Below are 21145 nucleotides of genomic sequence, written 5' to 3'. Positions count from 1 at the left end.
ATGTTTTTTGAAAAGAGGGTTTCAAAAATGAAAACTTCCATTTACGGATTGACGCTTGATCAGCTGACCGCATGGCTTGAAGAAAATGGTCAGAAAAAGTTTCGGGCGCAGCAGGTATGGGACTGGCTATATAGAAAAAGAGTGAAGAACTTTTCCGATATGAAAAATGTTAATAAAGACTGCCTTCGTGTACTGGAGGAGCATTATGTCATTCAGACACTCGAAGAACAGGTAAAACAAAGTTCGAAGGACGGGACGGTCAAATTCCTTTTCCGTCTGCAGGACGGCAACTTAATTGAAACCGTATTGATGAGACAGAAATACGGGCTGTCAGTCTGTGTAACCACGCAGGTTGGCTGTAACATTGGCTGTTCGTTCTGTGCCAGCGGCCTTTTGAAAAAGAGCCGTGATCTCACAAGTGGAGAGATTACCGAGCAGATCATGAATGTGCAGCATGCCCTGGATGAGGCAGGAAACGGTGAAAGAGTGACGCATATTGTTGTGATGGGTATTGGCGAGCCATTTGAAAACTATGATCACACGATGAATTTCCTGCGGATCGTCAATCATCCAAAGGGACTGGAAATCGGGGCACGCCACATTACCGTTTCTACGAGTGGACTGGCAAATAGAATTTATGATTTTGCCAATGAAGACCTGCAGGTAAACCTGGCACTTTCCCTGCATGCGCCAAATGATGAACTTCGCACTAGGATTATGAAGATTAACAAGGCTTATCCAGTGAAGCCTCTCATGGAAGCAATTGATTATTACCTGGAGAAAACAAACCGGCGCATCACGTTTGAATATATTCTGCTTAAAGATGTTAATGACCATGTAAAGGAAGCGAAGGAGCTTGCGGCAATGCTTCGTAATAAGCGTCACCTGGCCTACGTGAACCTTATTCCGTACAATCCTGTTGATGAGCATATACAATATGAACGCAGTGAACAGGAAGATATCATGGCTTTCTACGACACACTCAAGAAAAACGGTATTAATTGTGTTGTGAGGCAGGAGCATGGAACAGATATTGATGCTGCCTGCGGTCAGCTCCGCAGCAAGCAGAACAAAAAAAGCCCCGCCAGTTGACTTGACGTGCAGGAAAACACCATCCATTGTTGGATGGTGTTTTTCATACCTTTTAAAGACATGTGTATCACCACATAATAATGAACTAGTTAAGAATCTTGTTTAGTAATTCAGAACGCGAATTACATTTTGTTCTGGTTCATTTTCTCCAGTGCAGGTGTTATTGTAGCTTTTAAGGTTTGAACACTATGGTCAAATTGCTTTTGCTCTTTTTCGGAGAGTTCAATTTCAAGAATTTCACGGGTTCCGAGGCGGTTGATGACTGCAGGTACACCGGCATATACGCCGTTTGCTCCGTACTCTCCGTCAAGGTAAGCGCTGACCGTGAGAATACTGTTTTCATTTCCGAGAATAGCTTTAGTGATTCGTACTAGACTCATGGCGATGCCGTAGTATGTCGCTCCTTTTTTTTCGATAATATGGTACGCCGCATCACGAACTTTCTCAAATACGTGCTCGAGATCTTCTGCACGGAAAGCCTTCTCTTTGTTCAGGTAAGCAGAAATAGGAACACCCCCGATGCGTGCATTGCTCCAGACAGGAAGCTCTGTATCACCATGTTCGCCGATAATATAAGCGTGAACATTGTGAGTGGATACATCGAAATAGTCACTAAGCAGATAGCGGAAGCGAGCCGTATCTAACGTCGTTCCGCTTCCAATTACACGCTCCTGCGGCATGCCGCTGAAAGCTTGAACGGCCTGAGTCAGTATATCGACAGGGTTCGTAGCAATAAGAAAGATGCCTTCAAACCCGCATTCCATTACTTGCTCTACGATTGTTTTGAATATTTTCATGTTTTTTTCTACGAGATCAAGTCTTGTTTCTCCTGGTTTTTGATTAGCTCCGGCGCAGATACAGACGATATCTGCTTCTTTACAATCGCTGAAATCACCATGCCATGTTTTTGTAGAGGAAGGAGCGAATGCTTTTCCGTGGTTTAAATCCATTACATCTCCGATCGCTTTTTCTTTGTTTACATCAATGATAACAAGCTCTTCTGTCACGGCCTGATTGATTAAAGCAAAGGCGTAGCTGCTTCCCACAAAGCCGGCTCCTATCAGAACAACGCGGTTGACTTTCTCCTTATGTGCCATAATCACCGCACTCCCTTCAATGAAATTCAAGAATACATGTGAATTTATTCACATGTATATTGTGCAATACTTCACAATATAAATCAACAATTTTATTGAGAATCTTAGTGATTTTCTGACCTAAATTCAAATACTTTTGTTTCTATTTTCCAGTAAGGAACGTTTCATTAGGGAAGGGAGGGTAATCATATTGAAAATATAATATGTTCTCCAGGTTAAGATGAATACAATTTTGAAAGGGGAAGAAGGCATGAAAAAATTGGCTGTATTAACTGCTTTGCTGGCATCTGTACTATTTGCTTCTACTGCAGCAGGAGCAGAAACATCTTTTCCAGATGTCCCGGAAGGTTTTTGGGCAGAGGATGAAATTAATTATCTCGCGGATCGTGAAGTGATGACAGGCTATGAAAATGGAGTATTTGGTGTAACTGATCCGATTAAGCGTTCCCAGGCTGCTAGAACATTAGCACGAATTCACGATTTAGATACTGAAAACCCAGAACCCGTTTCCTTCAAGGACGTTTCAAAGGCGAACAGCGCTTACCCTGCAATCGCAGCAGCTGTGGAGGCTGGTTATTTTGACGATGGGGAAAGATTTCGTCCGAATGAAGCCTTAACGAGAGCCCAGATGGCTGCAATCTTAAACCGTTCCTATGATCTGAATGGAGAAGGCGACGCACGTTTCCGGGATGTCTCGAAAAACCACTGGGCTTTTAAAGACATCGGTTTGATCGGGGAAAATCGTATTACGACTGGTTACAGTGATTTTACCTATCGTCCTAATCCTAATGTGACGCGTTCTCAATTTGCCGTATTTCTTGCCCGTGCGGAGGAAGAGTCTTTCCGTGCAGGCATTATGCCAAGACTGCAGGAATTCAGTTACGAACAGGAAGGAATGGAGCAGTCAGATATTTTCAAGCTTATGGATGAAGAAGGAATGCCTTTTACCACGTACATTCCCCAGTATTTTGAGGTTGAAAATGTTTCTTCGGGAGCTGCTGATGGTGTTCTCGCGTACGCTTCCTTTACTGAGGATGGCGAACCGACAGCAGAACCGGTTTGGAGATTCATTTATCCATCATACGGGAAAGAGGAAGGTGTAACGCTTGAGGATATGATTGAGGAGGTTCACGAATACGCCGGGCTGGACGACGTGAACCTTGAGCTAGCTGAGGAATACACAAATCCTGACTTTGGGGAGTATGAAGCCCGCTTCCTGAATGAAGAAGGTACCAGCTACTGGATTACAATACTTGAGCATGATGGTACCTTTATGGAATGGCACCGCGAATCTCCGGTAGAGCTTGAGGAAGGTATCGGACCAAGAGAAACCGTTGTCAAAGATCAATGGCAGTGGAGAGAGGAATAATAAATAAGGCCCAGCAGGAGAAAGGGACAGATTCCGTCTGATCTGTCCTTTTCCTTTTTCTTTGCATGTGATGTATTACGACTTTGAGAGGAGACAGCAGATGGATTACCATAATAAAATTTATTCATTTGAACCAGTAATTGCAGAGGGGGCAAGGGTGCTTGTATTGGGATCGATGCCCGGTAAGCAGTCATTACAGAAGCAGCAATATTATGCCAATCCAAGAAATCAATTCTGGGAAATTATTTTCACTTTATTTAATAAGGAGGACCCCGGCGAATATGAGGATAGAAAAGCGTTTTTAAAAGCACGGGGCATCGCACTCTGGGATTCTATTTACTCCTGTGAAAGATCCGGAAGCCTTGATTCAAGCATCAAATATGAGGAACCAAATGATATAACCGGCTTGTTGAAGAAGTATCATACGATTCAATGCATTGCCTTTAACGGTGGCAAATCATTTACGTCGTTTCAAAAGTACCATAATCTCCACGGACTTCCGGACAAAACTTTGGAAAAATTACCTTCCACCAGTCCGGTGCCGGGAAAATACATAAAGAATCTTGAAGAGAAGATCGAGGATTGGAAAGTGATAAAGGAACATGTCTGATTGGAATTATTTTACTATGCAGTAATTAATCCACTCTTCAAACCCTCGACAACGGCACCAACTCTGGAAGAACAATTTAATTTTTGAATAATGATGGATACGTGATGTTCTACGGTACGCTTACTGATTTTCATTTCTAAGGAAATCTCAAGGTTTGATTTATCCTTCGATATTAAAGTAAGTACCTTTAATTCTTTAGCAGTTAAGCGATCTTTTGAGGAATACTCATTAATAACTTTCGAAGAAAAAAGAAGGTTTCCAGAATTAGCATTTTTAATGGCATTTGCCAGCTCATTTACAGAGTTTTCTTTACTCACAAATGCACTTGCTCCAGATTCAAAAGCAGCTCGCTGATATTCTTCCAGATTATATCCTGAAAGAATGACAACCTTAACGTCAGTATACTGCTTCTTAATTTCTCTGGTTAGTTTCAATCCATTATACTGCTTCATTCGAATATCAATAATCAGCACATCGATTTGATGAGCTGGTATATATTCTTCTAATTTTTCTGGATTTTGAAGAGTTTTGACGACCTCAATTTCCTGTTCATTTTCTAATAATTTCACTATTCCATTGATGACCATTCTGTGATCATCAACCAGCAAAACTTTTATTTTTTCCATGATCATTTTCACTTCCCACTGGAATTTTAAAAGAGATTGCTGTTCCTTCGTGTGGTGTGGAATCTATCTCAAATGTTCCATTCAGCACTTTTATCTGCCTATGAATGGTGGCCAGTCCAAGATGATTATCTTCTGCCATTTTGGTAACATGAGCAGGTACTTGAAAACCTTTGCCGTCATCTGTTACTTTGCAGTACATCCAATCTTCATAGTAGGTAATATTTATATAAACCGCCTCTGCCTCTGCGTGTTTAACAATATTATTCAATAATTCTTTTACAATACGGTAGATATGTATTTGATAACAATCATCCAGTATATATCTGCCGGTATTAAATTTTAAAAAAATGCAGGGGCCGGTTTGTTCCATTTTACCTATGAGAGAATGAAGACTTTTTTCTAATCCAATATCTTCTACCATCAATGGATAAAGCTCACTACACTTTTCCCGTATAGTTCCTATGGTTTCAATCATTTTTTCGCATGTCTGTTTCATCTCCCCATTATTGCTCGATTTTTCTAATACTTGAAGGGTATTGCACGCCCAAATAATATTTTGCAATATCTCGTCGTGCAGCCAATTAGAGATATTTCGTTTTTCTTCTTCCTGGGCACTTATCAATAGTTGATTCATCGTTTTAGTTGCGTTGTGTTTTTCATTGCTCGAAACAAGAATTTCTTGATTTTGTTTTAAAACACTTGCGTTCTTTAGTAAACGAAAAGAGCTGTCGTGTAATTTAGTAATCAATTTCTTTTCATGCGTTGACAAGGAGGTCCCGTCTTTTTTTGCATCTATTAATAATACGCCATATTCTACTCCCCCGGCAGAGAATGGTAAAGATAACAGCAAATTTGTCGAATAGTTATTGTAATATAGTGACAACACATCTTTTTGTTTAAATGAACCAGTTGAATATACAACCTGGGCTATGTGCTGGTCTTTCCAGATAATACATGAGCCAGTGGTGTCCACCAGGTCTTGAATCACAGAACATATTGTTTTTCCGGTTTCTTTTACATATTCTCCTTTTAATAAACTGTCTAACAAGTAATGGTTGTCATTTATAATATCTTTCTTTGAATTAAACAGCAGACGTTGTACCGTTTGAATCAAAGAATATAACACAAACGTCAATACGGTGAAAATATTAAGCACTAATAATAAATGCAGCGGGTAAGATAGCAAGTTAATTTTTTGCAGAAAAAAGACTAGGCTGTTCATTATACATAAAGTTAAAAAAATGCTGACAGTATATCTAAATATTTGTGAAGAGAGCTGGCTGAGGCTGCTTATGTTTTGTTTTATCAAAACATAAGACATAGCAGCTGGAAAAGCAATAAATGTAAATAACGTATATTCGAAGTTTATATAAGGTAATTCTCCAAACATGTTTGGAAGGACGCTTAACACTATTACAGGAGCAATACCTATTATTAGGCTGGTAATAATTATATTCAGCTGAGTTTTTATCTTATTATTATTCACTTTATAGTGAAGGGATAATAAAAGAATACTGACAGCAGCCGAATAAACGATATTTGAAACCAGCAGCAGCTGAATAACGGATCGAATAGGACTAAACTTAGTTAAAAATAGTAAAAGTACAGCGATCAGTGTAAGACCAATAAGAGAGTAGGAAATATTAATTACTTTGATTCTAGTTGGATTATTCATTTTTGTAGGAAAGTTTGTGAATATAATAGTCAGTAATAGACATCCTGCAGAAATGAAAATGATTTCGAAGATCCGGGCATATGACAATCCATTAGATGAGGGGGTAGCACTGAGTATAGCAAGACTAATGGATACACAAAAGTAATAGAAGAGCTGGACGATCTGGGAATATGACCGTTTTAAATAGGTTAAAGAAGCTATCGTTAGAATAATACTTGAGAGAGTAATCATAAAGATATATTGAAAGGTGAGCCAGGTGGATTTATCAGGATTAATAACTAATTCTTCTCCCGACTGTGTTGTAACATGGACTTCATCAAATCCTGAAAGTATGCCCCACACCTCTGCAAACTTCTCTCCTTGGAAAGTTCCGTTAACTTTGGTAATGATGTCTCCGGATGATATTTCTTCAAAGTATGTTTCCCCTTCTACAATACCTATATAGTTATCATTTAAGGTGTTGACTGGGATAAATGCTGAGCTGTGGGTGTTAACATACACAATGTAGAAGCCTGATAAACAAATGAATGCTAAGAATATAAAAGTGATAACTCCAATTACTTTGTATTTAACCATTACCCCTTTCCCCCTGCTGAAGAAATTGAGTGATATTTATTATTTCTTCTGTTTTGTCTGGGAAGTTACGCGTTAATTCTGATAGTGCTTTTTTTACATACATAGATGATAAAATGAGAGTGTAGTCTATCGCTCCACAGTCAGAAATGTATTGGATTATAGGTTTTCTGAGACTTACATCTCCCATATGGTGTTTTCTTAACAAGGAGAGAAATTTATCACTTTTATTTAGGCTGTTACAGCAGGCTTTAATTAAAGGAAGGGTAGCTTTTAAATCTTTGAGGTCATTTTTTTCAGAGGTGCCTATATCTTGGGCATCATTGTACAACTGTCCTGATATCCCTAAATATTCACAAAAAGATAACAATGCAGTTTCCTGAGAAGGTGAGATATGAGAAGTTGCTACACTCCAATATAATATCTTACATAATTGTCCGCTTTTAGAAGTTATATTTATAAAGTATTTTTCTTCCGTAGGGATTGATATATCGTAAGGGTCAATTATAAAAAAAGCATCCTGTTGCTGTCCTAGGGCAGAAGAATAGAGGGAGCTCAGTACTTTCTCAAAATATACCGGAGACAGGACTTTCGATAAGCTGTAAAGTCCTTCCATAAGCAGAACATTATGATGATTTAGATCAACAGTAATAGTGTTTCTTGATCGGCCATCACCGTCAGACAAATCGTCATTTATGTCACATGCTAAAAATATAAGGTCTACTCCGGAGGAAATATTGGGAATGCTGGTGGATGAAATTTCTGTTAGTTCGCCAAGACCAGCTATTATTTTTCTCCAAAAACTGTCTTTTTTTATGTTCATTTTTTACAACCGCCTCTGCTGAAGTATGACAATCAGGAAGGGTTGGACATTCATATTCTAAACCCACATATCTCCCAATGGTATAGGACTTTTGTTGTTTATGTGTTCTAATAATAATTCTTGTTCGTCTTTCGACAGCCCCGCTATCACCGTTTCTGCTGATTTCCCGTCTGCTAATGCTTGCATTGCCATCCAGATATTTTCTTTCATCTTGTTCACTCCCAATAACATTTTAAACTTTTCGACTATATAATATATTCCCTTCACATAAATTACAAGCATTGTTTTATTATAAAATATTTTCCAGTAATTTCTAATTATTGTGTTAATTACTAAAGAAAATTGCGGTAATTACGGATTCAATTTTTTTGAAAAATTAGTAATCTATAAATAGCTCGCGAGCCACAAAAAAATTATTAGGAGGATGAGAAGTATGACAAATGACATTTTTGATTTAGATGTGGAAGTAACAAAATCCCAACCGCAAAACGACGCAGAGCCGCAGATTACTAGTGTGAGCTTGTGTACACCTGGATGCGGAGAGACTGGTAGCTTTAACAGTTATTGCTGCTAAAGTTACATAAAAGGGGTTGTCTAGAAGAGCGCGGGATGCTTCAGACAACCCCTTTTTACTTTAATTAATGAAAGGGGAGTCTGAAGTTGAGTGAAACCAGACAAACAAACGATGATGTAAATCTCTATGAAGCAGCTAATTTCTTTATGCTGAGAGCCCCTGTACTATCCATTACCAAAGATTTTAAAGACTTATCAGAACAGAACCTGATTCCAGTATTAAGAGAGTATGTAAAATCCCCATACATAAAAGAAGCTATCGCCGTCGCAAGTCTCAGTTTATATCGTTCGTTGGATAAGCTGGATGGGGATCCTGGCTCGAAGAAAACCAGAAATGCAGCTTCTGCTTTAATAAAATTTTTAATTAGAATGTCCAGCCGCCCTACTCCGTTTGGTCTTTTTGCCGGAGTTGAAATCGGGACTTTCCATAATGAGACAAAGGGCAGCTTCAAAGATCAATATCGTTATAAGAAGAGAACTCGACCGGACATGGAATGGCTGCTCGGTATTGTAAATTTAGCAGAAAATAACTTTGATATTATTAAATATTTGAATGTAAAAGCAAATAACGCTACATACGTTACGGGGAACAGAATTCATTTAAGTTATTATTCAAGCTGCGGCCAATTGCGAAATCAGCAAAATAGTGATCGTAAAGAGAATATATCCATCAGAAATACAATCGTGGTACAGGATGTATTAAAAATAGCAGCCACCCCTATCAATCTTGAAAAGCTAATAAAAAGTATTAACGAAAAATACGACCAGGCAACATGGACTCAAATCCGTACACTTATTTGGAAGCTCTGTAGAGAAGAATTTTTAATTAGTGAGCTGCGGCCGCCCTTTTCTTCAAGCCTGCCTCTCTCTTACATAATAAATGTTCTTCGAAAAGCGCCTACAGCAAATCTCTTAGTAGATGAGCTCGAACAAATCCAATCTATGATTACTTCTTACGATAATCTGGTGATAGGGGACGGCTTAAGTTTGTACCTGGAAATAAATAAGCGAATGAAAGCATTAAATCAGTCAAGCAGTATGTTACAGGTTGATTTGAAGCGGATTTCTGCTGAACAGCCAGCTATAAATCAGTCGATACAAAAAGACATAGGAGAAGCAGCGGAATGGCTGTGGAAATTGTCGGATAGAAAAATTGGCATGGGGCATTTAAGAGAATACCATCTCGATTTTCTTGAAAAGTACGGAGTAAACAGGACGGTCCCCTTGATTGAGCTGTTAAGTGAGGAAAAAGGTCTTGGACCGCCCCCTGACTATAAACATCCAAAAGGTATAAAAACAATTAAGAAATCACCACAAAACTCTCAAACAAATAAAGACATCTTTCTACTCGAGAAATATACCCAATGTTTACGGGAAAATAAAGTAGAAATAGAACTTACAAAAAATGAAAGAGAACGGCTTTATGACCGTGAAACAGCTGATATTTTTGCTCCGAACTCCGGAGAGTTATTTGCAGAAATATTAAGCCCATCCCCTGAAGAAATGGATAATGGTAATTATTATATAGCTATTGGAACCAATGTGGCATCCCAGGAAATAGGTCAAACATTTGGCAGGTTTACTGATATGATTTCTCCTTATGACAGGGAAGCTTTGGCGGAGGAACAATCCATTGTCGAACAACAATGCTTGGATGCATCAGTAGAGGTAGTAGAAGCAAGCTACCTGCCTGAATACGGACGCTCTGGGAACGTGGCCATAACAGACTCGCGTAGAAAATACCACTTTGCATTAGGAACTAATACACCAGAACAGACAATCTTGATTGAACCTAATGATATCTATGTGGGCGCCACCTTAAACAGATTGTATTTAAAATCCAAAAAGCTTAACAAACGTTTAATCGTTACTGCTGATAACATGCTAAATTACGAGCATTCTCCTAACAGTTACCGGTTTTTAAGGGAAGTGTCCATGGAAGACACAAAACCAATTCAACCATTTAAATGGGGAAGCCTTGAAGGTTTTTCATTTTTACCCCGAGTGAAAAGCGGACGAATTATCTTATCTCCCGCAATTTGGAAGTTAAATCATAATCATCAGTCCATTGCTGATCACAGTCTGCCTTTTAAAAAATGGTCTGTCCTATTTCATGAATGGCAGCTAAGGATGAAAGTTCCCCGGTTTGTCCATTTGACCTTTGGAGATAATCGTTTATTCGTAGATCTTCAAAACACAGCTCATTTGCAGGAGCTTCGGGGGGAGCTTCGTAAAAAAGGCAGAATTCAGCTGAGAGAAATTACTGCTGACTATATAGATAACCACTGGCTAGAAAGTGAGAGGGGCTATCATAGCACGGAAATAGTAGTTCCTTTTAAGAAAACAAAGAGTGTCCCGAAAAAACCTCAGGTGAATTTGAATACCTTTTCGTCCATACCACTTACTGAAATTGAAAAAGAACCAGGGACGGAGTGGCTGTATTTTATAATTTACATGCCTTCACATAGGCAGGATGAAGTTATTTCACATGATATTTCTGAGCTTATTGAAGAGCTTCAGCAGAGTGAAATGATTAATAGCTGGTTTTTTATTCGATATCACGACCATGCCCCCCATGTTCGATTGCGACTGAAAGGAGAGCCAAATACGTTATTAGCCGAAGTAATGCCTGTTTTTTATAAATGGGCTAAAAGAAAAAAAGAAAATGGGAAGGTTAGGTCATTTACTATTAATGTGTATGAGCGTGAAATAGAGCGGTATGGAGGATTAGCATTAATGGAGGATATGGAAAATTATTTTGAAATAGATAGTATGCTGACTTCAAAAATTCTTGAACTGAAAAGAAAGGATGAACTGCTCTATCCGCTTGAGGTAATTACATCATTAAACATACTATATTTCTTGCAAGAATTTGGCTGGGATTATCAAAAACAGCTGTCGTGGATCAAAAATGGCACAGATAAATATGATTTCAGTGACGAATTTCGTCCACTGAGAAAAAACTTACTAAAACTAGCAGATGCAGCTGACAATTGGAAAGCATTAAGAGAATACAGCACGTCATGGTTCCAATTGCTTGAACGAACCAATAAGCCAATAAAATGCTTATCACAAAAAATTAACACAGAGGAAATTACGAACACGCCGGAAAAAATTGCAGGTAGCCTCATTCATATGCATTGTAATAGATTGATTGGTACGAATCGGGAGCTTGAGAAGAAAACAATGGCCTTCGTAAGACATATTTTAGAAAGTCAAAGGTATTGGAAAGAAAAAGAGGTGGGGCCACATGTCTATTCCCGAAGCACCTAAGCTGAGTTTGAAAGAAGTGTTAGCATCTTTTAAGCATTGGCCAAGAATATTTAAGCTGCTCTGGGAGACAAACAAGGTTTATTTCTTTTTGGTCATACTCTTAAATATTTTCAGCGGATTGTTACCAGCGCTGCTAATATACTTAACACAAATTTTAATTAATTACGTCCAGTTTTCCTATAGTGAAAATCAAAATTTTGCCGAGGCTCTTCCTCAATTTTCTACCATTTTTATTATCTTTGCTTTAGCAACTATTTTCTCGGGACTATCTGGATTGGTTTTAGAAACGTTTAAAAATATTTATAAGGAGCTTTTGTCAAATACAGTAAATATTAAATTAATGAATAAGGCAATTAATCTCACCTACTCAAATTTTGAAAATGATGAAATATACGATAGCCTGCAAAGAGCAAGGCAGGACGCTACTTACAGGCCATATCAGATTTTTGAACAAGTCATGGGCATTATTCAAGGTACGGTGACTCTGCTTTCAGTCGCGGGTATTCTGATTGCCTGGAAATGGTGGCTTTCTGCTATCTTAATTCTTATTCCCCTCACTTCAGCGTGGTCTGTATTAAAGGTGGGGCAGCAGGTATTTATGGTCGATTATAACAGAGCCACAGAGAAACGCAGACAGTTTTATTACATGCATTTATTAACGACAGACGCGAATGTGAAAGAAATCAAAACGTTCCAATTAGGCCTGGTTATATTAAATAAATATAAACAATTATATAGAAAATTTTTTTCCCAGGACAAAACACTGCTGTTAAAAAGAATGAGAATTGATTTGTTTTTTCAAGGATTAACTCTTCTCGTGGTAGTAATGATTCAGGTTCTTATATTGTATGAGGCGTTAATTGGGCTGATAGCGATCGGCAGTCTTGTTGCCTATTTTCAGGCAGTTACAACCTCCCAAAAGACTTCTACAGATTTAATGTACCGAGTCTTTGATATGCATCAGCACAATCTTTATATCAGTCAGTTGTTTTCTTTTCTTGATGTAAATAATGAGGATCCTTTGAAGAGCCATGAGCTTTTAAAAGAACAACCCGAAGAAGATGTACAGGCAGGCATCGAATTTAAAAATGTATCGTTTAAATATCCCAATACACACCAATATGTACTTAATAATGTCAGTTTCACATTAAGACCAGGGGAAACAATGGCACTGGTAGGGCTGAATGGGTCAGGAAAATCCACCATTGTTAAATTGCTTAACAGATTATACGAAGACTATGAGGGAGAAATCCTCGTTAATGGAAAAGATATCTTTTCTTATCCAGAGCACGAATGGAACAAGAAAATTACAGCTGTATTCCAGGATTTTGTGAAATACGAACTACCGGTTAAAGAGAACATAGGATTTGGCAGCTGGGAAAACAGCGATTCTGAAAAGTCGATTCTTTATGCTGCAGAGCAATCCGGTTCTCTTCCAATGATAGAAAGCTTTCCAAGTGGAATAGACACACAATTAGGAAAATGGTTTGCTGATGGTATGCAATTATCAGGAGGACAATGGCAGAGAATAGCTATCGCAAGAGCTTATATGAAAGAGGCAGAAATTTATATTCTTGATGAACCTACCGCAGCTCTTGATCCTGAATCAGAGGCAGAAGTATTTAATAGATTCAAAATTGAAACTAAGGATAAGGCGGGAATATTTATATCGCACCGTTATTCAGCGGTTCAATATGCAGACCATATACTTGTTGTAGAAAACGGGAGTATCGTTGAAAAAGGAAAGCATGCAGACCTGATTCGGAAAAATGGGAAATATGCCAGGCTCTATGAGATACAAGCAAAGTCGTATGTGCAGACGTACCGGGATAAGCAAGCATCAGTATAATAAATGCCTTTATGGAGGGTAGCTGTATATGTCTTCGGATCTTACTTTTTCAAAGAAATTGGAAACAGACATTGTTTCTATAATAAACGATTTAGCGAACAAATTAAAAACTCCGGACCTGGTTGAGGGGGCTGTCCTGGATAAAAAGAACGTTACCTTGTTAGGAAGGGTCCATCCGTGGGACCCTTTAACATTATCTCACGGCTTCCCTGGTTCCATCTTATTTTTTTCAGAAATGAATAAAGCTTATCCAGGTGAAGGGTGGGACTACGTTGCCCATCAGCATATCTCTTACGTTACACCGTACCTTGAACAAGGGTTTCGCTCTGTCTCTTTATTTGGAGGTGTTACAGGACTGGCTTTTGCTGTGCACAGTGCTTCAAATAAAGGCCAGCGCTATAAAAATTATTTATCAAAGCTTGATAAGGTGATCATCGAAGAAACATATAATCAGCTAGAAAATGAAAAATTTCGGAAAGGTTTAGGAGCATCTCCAGCGTTTTATGATGTTATTCAGGGATTAGCCGGAGTGGGAAGGTATTGTCTAGAAAGACAGTCATACAGCCATCTGTTTAATAAAGTATTGAAAGAGATTTTGAGCTCCTTCATAAACATGAGCAGACCGATTGTCTCTGGAACAAAGAAAATTCCTGGGTGGTATATTTCCCGAGAAAACCAATTTCTGAATAAGGACAAGATAAAATATCCCCATGGAAATTTCAACACGGGACTTGCCCATGGAATCCTCGGTCCATTAAGCTTGATGGCTCTTTGTATTTTAAAAGGAATTGAAGTAAAGCATCAGCGGGAAACAATAAAGTACATTAGTGATTGGCTCATTGAACAAATGAAGTACGACAGTACGGGATATCCTGTCTGGCCGCATCGAGTAAGTCTGGAAGAATTACTGGAAGAAAAGTCCAATGCTTTTGATAAAAGAGAAGGCTGGTGTTATGGAAACCCTGGCGTAGCTCGAGTACTTTATTTAGCCGGTGCGGCCTTAAATCACTCTGACTATAAGCAGGTGTCAATGGGAGGTTTTTTAGGGATTATCGATCGTGGCCTGGAAAATACGGAGCTTGAAAGTCCAACATTCTGCCATGGCAAAGCGGGCTTGTTACAAATCCTGATAAGAATGAAGAGTGACACGAGGGATGAAAACCTAGATCAATTAATTAATGAACTGGCGGCAGAATTAACACAGCAGTACAACTATTCTGCACCTTTGGGTTTTGAAGATCTGGAAATATCAGAAGGAAATATAAATAAAATTACTAAAGCGGGGCTCCTGGAAGGGAGTACAGGAGCTGGTCTCTCTTTACTTTCTTTGCTATTCGAAAAAGAATGTGAGTGGGATAAGACATTTCTAATTAATTAACCCACTAGAAAACATTTTTGATAAAAGGAAGGGTACTCATATGAAAAAAAATGCGCATATACTGGTGGGTATCACTGGATCGATATCGGTTTTGAATCTGCCGGCCTACTTAGGATTCTTAAAATACCATTATACCGATGTAAATGTAATTATGACGGAAGCTGCCGCCAGACTACTTCCTCCTTCAACGGTGGCTTTATTTTGTGATGATGTATATGAGAAGACAGATTTTTCAGTAAAGATGGGCCACGTTGAGATAGCGAAGTGGGCAGATATTTTTTTGGTTCTGCCGGCAACAGCAAACAAACTTGCTGAAGCTGCAAATGGATTGGCCCTGGACTTTCTGTCCTCCACTATGCTTGCTCATCCCCATCCGATAATGTTCTTTCCAAATATGAATCAATTAATGTGGAACAAGGCGAGTGTACAAAGAAATATAGACTTGTTGAAAAAGGATGGTCATATCGTTATTTCCCCTATCAAAAAAGAAGCATTCGAAGTTGCTTCAGGCACATTAAAAACTAATTATCTTATTCCGGATATTCAACATATTGCTGAAAAAGTAAATGAAGAACTGCTAGCACGGGAAACAATAAAATCAAATTAAAGAAAAGCTTGGTTTATCGCCATTTGACCTGGTGACAAACCAAGTTTTTCTTTACCGCTGGCAGCGCACCGTGCGTAAAATCTTTTTTAAAATTATAGTATTAAGAAAGTTTTCTTGAAACTTTTTTGGAATTTCTTGTCTAACCTATCTGTAAAGGGAGGGATAAGAAATGGAAAAAGTAATTGAAGCCCGCAAAGTGACGAAAAAAATTAGAGGAAAAACGTTAATCGATGATATGTCTATTACGGTCCGTGAGGGAGAAATATGTGGATTTTTAGGTCCGAACGGCGCCGGGAAAACTACGTTAATGAGAATGCTGACCAGTCTCGTGAAGCCGACCCACGGAGAGTTGTTTATTGAAGGCGTGGATGTTCACAAACAGCGCAGGCTGGCCCTTAAGAAAGTAGGAGCTATTATCGAATCTCCTATATTTTTTGAATTTATGACCGGCAGAAAAATGCTGAAAAATTTAGCCAGGCTCCATAATCTTTCAAAAAGACAGCAAAAGGAGAAAGTAGAGGAAGTATTAAAAGCTGTTGGTTTATCAGAGCGGGGCGATGACAAAATTAAAACCTATTCGCTTGGGATGAAGCAGAGGCTTGGTATTGCTCAATCTCTTCTTGGGAATCCAAAGGTAATAATTCTGGATGAGCCGGCTAATGGATTGGATCCTATGGGAATGAGAGAGCTTCGTGAATTAATATTGAAATTAAACGATCAATGGGGAATTACCTTCTTTATCTCAAGTCATTTATTAGACGAACTCCAAAAAATCTGCAGCAGGCTGGTAATCATTAAAGAGGGGGTTTTACTCTATGAAGGAACGCAGGAGGGACTCTCTAAAGAGAATGACCGCAGACTGGAAGATTTGTTTGTTGAGATGATGTCATCATGAAAAACTTATTTCTTAGTGAATGGGAACGATTATGGTCAAGACAATCAATTTGGCTTCTTCTTGCTTTCATGCCGGCCCTCTCTCTGATAACAGCTCTGCTGTTCCTGAGGAGCAATCAAGGGATGTCCCCGAACCGGCCTGATTATGCGACAGCCCTGAATTTTCCTGTTCTCGGACTGTCTGAGCATTTGTTTATTACCTTCAATATCATCCTGCTGCTTTTAGCCGGTTATATCATTACCGAGGAGTATCAAAAAGGGCAGCTTCGCTTAATATTGCTGAGATCGTACTCTATGTCTCAAATCTTTGTTTCTAAGCTCGCGGTGATGGCTGTTGTGCTGTTTCTTTTTCTTTTCGTCTATTTTCTTTCCTCTGCATTAGTGGGAGCTGTGTTTTTTGAAAAGCCTTCACAATCGCTGTTATTTATTTCTGAAAATATTGTTAGTAATCGGGCGATGATGTTCTATTCGTTTTACTACTACGTGATTGCGTATTTCACTTGTCTGGCTATGCTCGGTCTGCTTGTTTTTATAGGGATAATTTGTTCTTCGATGAATGCAGTGCTTGGAGTAGGGTTTACATTTATCTTCTTTTCTATTGCGATCCCCCAGCTTCTTGAAAATTCAACGGCCTTTGGAGAGAGCTCCCCAGTCTCTGCTCTTCTTGCCTACTCATCGGTGCCTAAAATCCAATACACGGGAATATCCCTATTCTTATCCGGGTGGGATTACTCGTATTGGATTGCAGGAATCACACTTATTTATATTATAGCTTTTGTTACTCTTTCCTATCTTTTGTTTACTAGGAGAAGCTATTTTATTTAAATACACAAAGCAGAGTGGGAGGAGGAATTATAAAATGAATCAATTGATAGCAAGCGAGTTTGAAAGAATTTGGGAAATGAAAATTGTGAAAGGATTTTTTGTTTTATTTCTCGTGATTACTGGGTTTTGTATATATTTTTTAACCCTTTTTGATAATGGGCAGTTTACAAGAGATAGCCACACCGCATTAAATGCTGTTAACTTTCCTTGGTTCCTGCTAAGAGAGGTATCTTTCTTTGTGGTACTGCTTTTTATGCCTTTTCTCTATGTGGTGGTTTTTAATGGAGAAATTCATTCGAAGGCATATTATTTAATTCTATATCGTCCCTACCAGAGAGCTCAATTTCTTATGTCTAAATGGAGTACATTGGCTCTTACAGCTTTTTTTGTAACTTTGATTATCTTTCTAGCAGGAATTGCGGCGGGTATTATGCTGTATCCAATGCCGGAATATATAGAACTCTATAATGATCCGACGAAATACAGTTTGTTCTCGGGTTACCTGTATACGATAAAATATTTCGGTTTATTTTTTGTAGTGCTGCTTTCCGGGATGGCTTTATCTACCGTCATTTCGTTAATCGCACCTAACCCAGTGATAGCCTTTTTTTCAATTTTAATTGCTTTTATTGTACCAATTTATTTTTCAGCTGATTTTCTTTATCTATTACTTCCTTCGCAATCCATTTTCATTGCTTTATCTGAAAGTGGATGGCCGGATTTATATTCAATTGTGCCATTAATTTTGGCTGGTGGAGGAATGGTGTCTTTTTTCATATGGAGGCATATGGATTTTAAGTAAGAAAAAGGTGAGGAACTTCCTCATCTTTTTTCCTCTTTTATCCACCCCTCAAACACATATAATGGAAATACAAACGGGAAAAAAGGAGTACAAGTGAAATGGAACGAATTTTAGTGGTGGATGACGAAATGGAACTTACCTCAATCATTGAGGAGCTGTTAAGAGAAGAAAACTATGGGGTTGATTGTGTAAACGATGGCTCTTCTGCATTATTAAAATCGAGAAAAAATGAATATGATCTTATTTTATTAGATATTATGATGCCTGGTATTGACGGACTTGAGGTCTGCAGATTGATAAGAAAACAAACAAACTGCCCCATCTTATTCCTTACTGCTAAAACAGATGTGAATGACCATATAAAAGGCCTGAATGAAGGCGGCGATGATTATATTACAAAGCCCTTCTCTCAAGCGCAGTTACTTGCGAGAATTAATGCCCATTTGAGGAGGGAAAAACGCCACAATGCGCCATTACGTCAAAAAAAATACAGGGAATTAATATTAATTAAAGAAAAGAATGAGCTCTTTTTTAAACAGCAAAAAGTAAATCTTACTAAACGAGAATTTAATATTATGGATGTTTTACTAAGCAGGCCGGGGCAGATTTTTTCTAAAGACCATCTGTATGATGCAGCATGGGGAAGGGACGCATTAGGATATTCTTCGACCATAGCTGAACACATTCGAAACATAAGAGCAAAGCTTCAGGAAATAGATCCAAACACAGAAATTATTCATACTGTCTGGGGAGTGGGTTATAAGGTTGAATGAAAAGCGAAATCCGATAAAAAAACAAATTCAACGAACAATCTTTAAAACTATTATGTTCAGCTTCGCGGCTACTATCCTGGTGTTTGGGCTGGTGCTGGTCGTGATGAATACTGTCGATGAGCGTTTTTATGCAAATTATTATGAAAATCAAGTGCCGGAAATCTCCACGTTTGTTCATGAACATAACGATGAAATAGTTAGTGATCCAGAAAAAGCCAAACCAATGCTTGAAGAGAATATCCCACTATCCGGAATGCATTATCAGGTATTGGATCCAAGTGGTGAATTGCTGTATGGATCCACGACAAAGAAGCTTATTACTGAAACGGATTCTCTTATTAATAAAATAAATACGGTCGATCGACACAGTAATGAAGCAACTAATTATCTGCCTCTCATCGATGACCAGGACCGGCTTGCAGGAATAGTGCTTCTTCAATACAAAATTGAATCAGCAGCTGAAAACATATTTAGAATCTCGTTTTTTTTATTAATAACGCTTCCATTTCTATTTATCATTTTATTTACTTACTATTATGGCAGTAAGTTTGGAAGAACATTTCATACTCCTATTCAGGAACTTATGCAGGCGATGAGATCAATTAAAAGACAGGAGCTTGACTTTACGCTTACAACAGATCGCAATGATGAAATGGGAGATCTGATTAGAACCTTTCAAATGATGAAGGAAGCGCTGGTGGAAGCCCTTCAAAGACAATGGTCTATGGAAAGAAATCGAACTGATTTTTTGTCCTCTGTCTCTCATGACCTCAAAACGCCCCTTACCATTATGAAGGCTAACGCCGAGATGCTCGAAATGAAAACTGAGATTCAAAATAAAAAATATCTTAAGGTTATTCAAAAACAGGTGAATCGAGTGGACGGCCTGTTAGAGGATTTTAAACATGTATTGGATATGGAAAATCCTGATTTTCGTTTGAACTTGATAGAACATGAACCATTCGAGTTATTTACTGAAGAGCTCTATTCCTATAGAAGTTATATTGAAGGACAGGGAATACATTTTCATGTGAATATCATTGATGAAAGAGAAGCCAAAAAACCTGTAATGTTAGATAGGAAGCGAATTCGACAAGTGCTTGATAATATTTTTTCCAACAGCCTGCGTTACACACCTGGAAATGGAAAAATAATGTGCAATGTTCAGATATTTGAAGCATATACGGAAGTTACTGTAAAGGATACGGGACAAGGATTTTCCCCAGAAGATCTGCCTTTCATTTTTGATAAGTACTTTCAAAAACATTCTAATGATAATGAAGCCCACAGGGGATTAGGGCTTTATATCGTAAAACAAATAGTTGAAAAACATGGGGGAGATGTGAAGGCCTGGAACGAAGAAGGAGCATGTATTTCTTTTCGAATTCCAGAAGGAGGAAAGCGTGAAAGCTGACTTTACAGCTTCTATAAATGTTTTGAAAAAATTTGTAGTGGTACAAATTCTATAATAAATGCCTTATGAATGGAGGAGTTGGATGCAGCTGTATTTAACTGGGAAAAAAGCGCTGGTGACTGGATCGACGGCAGGAATCGGAAAGGCAATCGCTAAATCCTTAGCGGCGGAAGGTGTGGAAGTCATCATCAATGGGCGCAGGGAAGAAGGTATTCGACAAACGATAAACGAAATTCGGGATATGGTTCCTAATGCGGTGCTGCATATGGCTGAAGCAGACCTTGGCACTGAAGCAGGCTGCCAAAAAATGATGGATGAATACTCTGATGTAGACATCTTAATTAATAATCTTGGGATATTTGAGCCGGGAGATTATTTCGAGATCCCGGATGACGATTGGTACAACATGTTTGAAGTCAATATTATGAGCAGTGTCCGTCTCACCAGACAATACATGAAAAACATGATGGAAAAAAATGAAGGAAGAGTCATTTTCATAGGCAGTGAAGCATCGATTATGCCGTCACAGGAAATGGCACACTACAGTGCGACGAAAACAATGCAGCTCTCGTTGTCGCGCAGTTTAGCGGAATTGACAAAAGGAACGAATGTAACCGTTAATACTGTACTCCCGGGCTCTACGCTGACGGAAGGAATCGAAACGATGCTGCAGCACCTTTACCCTGACGAGAACCTCTCCCTTGAAGAGGCAGAAAAGCGTTTCATGGAGGAAAACCGACCGACGTCCATCATTCAAAGACTGATTCGTCCAGATGAAGTCGCTCATTTTGTTACCTTTATGAGCAGTCCGCTGTCCTCCGCCGCGAATGGTTCTGCTTTAAGAGTAGACGGCGGACTGGTAAGGAGCGTTTTTTGAAAGAGACTGGAGAGA

19 protein-coding genes are annotated in these 21145 nt (G+C 38.7%); 14 read left to right on the top strand and 5 right to left on the bottom strand.

Annotated elements, in window-relative coordinates:
• The first annotated feature begins 27 nt into the window (after nt 1-27).
• On the top strand, nt 28-1092 hold the full coding sequence (gene rlmN, locus ACE4RR_RS00560; RefSeq protein WP_375533444.1) for a dual-specificity RNA methyltransferase RlmN: 1065 nt from the start codon (nt 28-30) through the stop codon (nt 1090-1092).
• A 122-nt stretch (nt 1093-1214) separates the two neighbouring features.
• Here rlmN and ACE4RR_RS00555 read toward each other — a convergent pair whose 3' ends face one another.
• Complete coding sequence (locus ACE4RR_RS00555) at nt 1215-2189, bottom strand: L-lactate dehydrogenase (protein ID WP_375533443.1); 975 nt, start codon at nt 2187-2189, stop codon at nt 1215-1217.
• A gap of 250 nt (nt 2190-2439) precedes the next feature.
• Between ACE4RR_RS00555 and ACE4RR_RS00550 the strand changes: the two genes are divergently transcribed.
• Nucleotides 2440-3558 carry an S-layer homology domain-containing protein gene (locus ACE4RR_RS00550; RefSeq protein ID WP_375533442.1) on the top strand — a complete coding sequence of 373 codons (1119 nt, stop codon included), beginning with the start codon at nt 2440-2442 and terminating at the stop codon, nt 3556-3558.
• A 100-nt stretch (nt 3559-3658) separates the two neighbouring features.
• A complete protein-coding gene (locus tag ACE4RR_RS00545) occupies nt 3659-4168 on the top strand; it encodes a DNA-deoxyinosine glycosylase (protein ID WP_375533441.1) in 510 nt (169 codons plus the stop codon).
• 14 nt (nt 4169-4182) lie between these two features.
• Here ACE4RR_RS00545 and ACE4RR_RS00540 read toward each other — a convergent pair whose 3' ends face one another.
• The 4 genes from ACE4RR_RS00540 to ACE4RR_RS00525 are packed head-to-tail and all read right to left on the bottom strand — an operon-like array spanning nt 4183 to nt 8075.
• Nucleotides 4183-4794 (bottom strand): response regulator, encoded by a 612-nt coding sequence (locus ACE4RR_RS00540; protein ID WP_375533440.1) that lies wholly within the window; start codon nt 4792-4794, stop codon nt 4183-4185.
• Entirely contained in the window at nt 4766-7045 is a 2280-nt protein-coding gene (locus tag ACE4RR_RS00535) for a sensor histidine kinase (RefSeq protein ID WP_375533439.1), read from the bottom strand. Before ACE4RR_RS00535 ends, ACE4RR_RS00540 begins: the two co-directional genes overlap by 29 nt.
• The gene (locus tag ACE4RR_RS00530) at nt 7038-7865 is read right to left on the bottom strand and encodes a polyprenyl synthetase family protein (protein WP_375533438.1); all 828 of its coding nucleotides are present in this window, start codon (nt 7863-7865) and stop codon (nt 7038-7040) included. Before ACE4RR_RS00530 ends, ACE4RR_RS00535 begins: the two co-directional genes overlap by 8 nt.
• A 57-nt stretch (nt 7866-7922) precedes the next feature.
• Nucleotides 7923-8075 carry a hypothetical protein gene (locus ACE4RR_RS00525; RefSeq protein WP_375533437.1) on the bottom strand — a complete coding sequence of 51 codons (153 nt, stop codon included), beginning with the start codon at nt 8073-8075 and terminating at the stop codon, nt 7923-7925.
• Between the two features lie 223 nt (nt 8076-8298).
• On the opposite strand from ACE4RR_RS00525, the gene ACE4RR_RS00520 reads away from it, so the two are divergent.
• From ACE4RR_RS00520 to ACE4RR_RS00470, 11 genes are all read left to right on the top strand, one after another.
• Nucleotides 8299-8439, top strand: a complete 141-nt coding sequence (locus ACE4RR_RS00520) for a gallidermin family lantibiotic (protein WP_375533436.1) — start codon at nt 8299-8301, stop codon at nt 8437-8439.
• A gap of 86 nt (nt 8440-8525) precedes the next feature.
• Nucleotides 8526-11711 carry a lantibiotic dehydratase gene (locus ACE4RR_RS00515; protein ID WP_375533435.1) on the top strand — a complete coding sequence of 1062 codons (3186 nt, stop codon included), beginning with the start codon at nt 8526-8528 and terminating at the stop codon, nt 11709-11711.
• Complete coding sequence (locus ACE4RR_RS00510; protein WP_375533434.1) at nt 11689-13560, top strand: ABC transporter ATP-binding protein; 1872 nt, start codon at nt 11689-11691, stop codon at nt 13558-13560. The genes ACE4RR_RS00515 and ACE4RR_RS00510 overlap by 23 nt, the downstream gene beginning before the upstream one ends.
• A 28-nt stretch (nt 13561-13588) precedes the next feature.
• Nucleotides 13589-14938, top strand: coding sequence for a lanthionine synthetase C family protein (locus ACE4RR_RS00505; RefSeq protein WP_375533433.1), 1350 nt, complete (start codon nt 13589-13591; stop codon nt 14936-14938).
• A 40-nt stretch (nt 14939-14978) separates the two neighbouring features.
• Nucleotides 14979-15545: a flavoprotein gene (locus ACE4RR_RS00500; RefSeq protein ID WP_375533432.1), complete on the top strand. Its 567-nt coding sequence runs from the start codon at nt 14979-14981 to the stop codon at nt 15543-15545.
• 169 nt (nt 15546-15714) lie between these two features.
• A complete protein-coding gene (locus ACE4RR_RS00495) occupies nt 15715-16440 on the top strand; it encodes an ABC transporter ATP-binding protein (RefSeq protein ID WP_375533431.1) in 726 nt (241 codons plus the stop codon).
• A complete protein-coding gene (locus ACE4RR_RS00490; RefSeq protein WP_375533430.1) occupies nt 16437-17264 on the top strand; it encodes an ABC transporter permease in 828 nt (275 codons plus the stop codon). The genes ACE4RR_RS00495 and ACE4RR_RS00490 overlap by 4 nt, the downstream gene beginning before the upstream one ends.
• 34 nt (nt 17265-17298) lie before the next feature.
• Nucleotides 17299-18066, top strand: a complete 768-nt coding sequence (locus ACE4RR_RS00485) for a hypothetical protein (RefSeq protein ID WP_375533429.1) — start codon at nt 17299-17301, stop codon at nt 18064-18066.
• Between the two features lie 98 nt (nt 18067-18164).
• Complete coding sequence (locus ACE4RR_RS00480) at nt 18165-18839, top strand: response regulator transcription factor (RefSeq protein ID WP_375533428.1); 675 nt, start codon at nt 18165-18167, stop codon at nt 18837-18839.
• Nucleotides 18832-20253 carry a HAMP domain-containing sensor histidine kinase gene (locus ACE4RR_RS00475; RefSeq protein ID WP_375533427.1) on the top strand — a complete coding sequence of 474 codons (1422 nt, stop codon included), beginning with the start codon at nt 18832-18834 and terminating at the stop codon, nt 20251-20253. Before ACE4RR_RS00480 ends, ACE4RR_RS00475 begins: the two co-directional genes overlap by 8 nt.
• An 82-nt stretch (nt 20254-20335) precedes the next feature.
• Complete coding sequence (locus ACE4RR_RS00470; RefSeq protein WP_375533426.1) at nt 20336-21130, top strand: SDR family NAD(P)-dependent oxidoreductase; 795 nt, start codon at nt 20336-20338, stop codon at nt 21128-21130.
• The last annotated feature ends 15 nt before the right edge of the window (nt 21131-21145 follow it).

This window comes from Alteribacillus sp. HJP-4 (genome assembly GCF_042139015.1).
Classification (GTDB): domain Bacteria; phylum Bacillota; class Bacilli; order Bacillales; family Marinococcaceae; genus JBHIKY01.
Note: the sequence above shows the minus strand (reverse complement) of the source record. Positions and strands in the feature narration are given on the sequence as shown.

Bases quoted from the DNA above. Each gene is read 5' to 3' on its own strand.
- ACE4RR_RS00500 (WP_375533432.1), top strand. From the start codon at position 14,979: ATGAAAAAAAATGCGCATATACTGGTGGGTATCACTGGATCGATATCG.
- ACE4RR_RS00495 (WP_375533431.1), top strand. From the start codon at position 15,715: ATGGAAAAAGTAATTGAAGCCCGCAAAGTGACGAAAAAAATTAGAGGA.
- ACE4RR_RS00555 (WP_375533443.1), bottom strand. From the start codon at position 2,189: ATGGCACATAAGGAGAAAGTCAACCGCGTTGTTCTGATAGGAGCCGGC.
- rlmN (WP_375533444.1), top strand. From the start codon at position 28: ATGAAAACTTCCATTTACGGATTGACGCTTGATCAGCTGACCGCATGG.
- ACE4RR_RS00510 (WP_375533434.1), top strand. From the start codon at position 11,689: ATGTCTATTCCCGAAGCACCTAAGCTGAGTTTGAAAGAAGTGTTAGCA.
- ACE4RR_RS00550 (WP_375533442.1), top strand. From the start codon at position 2,440: ATGAAAAAATTGGCTGTATTAACTGCTTTGCTGGCATCTGTACTATTT.
- ACE4RR_RS00505 (WP_375533433.1), top strand. From the start codon at position 13,589: ATGTCTTCGGATCTTACTTTTTCAAAGAAATTGGAAACAGACATTGTT.
- ACE4RR_RS00545 (WP_375533441.1), top strand. From the start codon at position 3,659: ATGGATTACCATAATAAAATTTATTCATTTGAACCAGTAATTGCAGAG.
- ACE4RR_RS00480 (WP_375533428.1), top strand. From the start codon at position 18,165: ATGGAACGAATTTTAGTGGTGGATGACGAAATGGAACTTACCTCAATC.
- ACE4RR_RS00520 (WP_375533436.1), top strand. From the start codon at position 8,299: ATGACAAATGACATTTTTGATTTAGATGTGGAAGTAACAAAATCCCAA.
- ACE4RR_RS00470 (WP_375533426.1), top strand. From the start codon at position 20,336: ATGCAGCTGTATTTAACTGGGAAAAAAGCGCTGGTGACTGGATCGACG.
- ACE4RR_RS00490 (WP_375533430.1), top strand. From the start codon at position 16,437: ATGAAAAACTTATTTCTTAGTGAATGGGAACGATTATGGTCAAGACAA.
- ACE4RR_RS00485 (WP_375533429.1), top strand. From the start codon at position 17,299: ATGAATCAATTGATAGCAAGCGAGTTTGAAAGAATTTGGGAAATGAAA.
- ACE4RR_RS00530 (WP_375533438.1), bottom strand. From the start codon at position 7,865: ATGAACATAAAAAAAGACAGTTTTTGGAGAAAAATAATAGCTGGTCTT.
- ACE4RR_RS00535 (WP_375533439.1), bottom strand. From the start codon at position 7,045: ATGGTTAAATACAAAGTAATTGGAGTTATCACTTTTATATTCTTAGCA.
- ACE4RR_RS00540 (WP_375533440.1), bottom strand. From the start codon at position 4,794: ATGGAAAAAATAAAAGTTTTGCTGGTTGATGATCACAGAATGGTCATC.
- ACE4RR_RS00525 (WP_375533437.1), bottom strand. From the start codon at position 8,075: ATGAAAGAAAATATCTGGATGGCAATGCAAGCATTAGCAGACGGGAAA.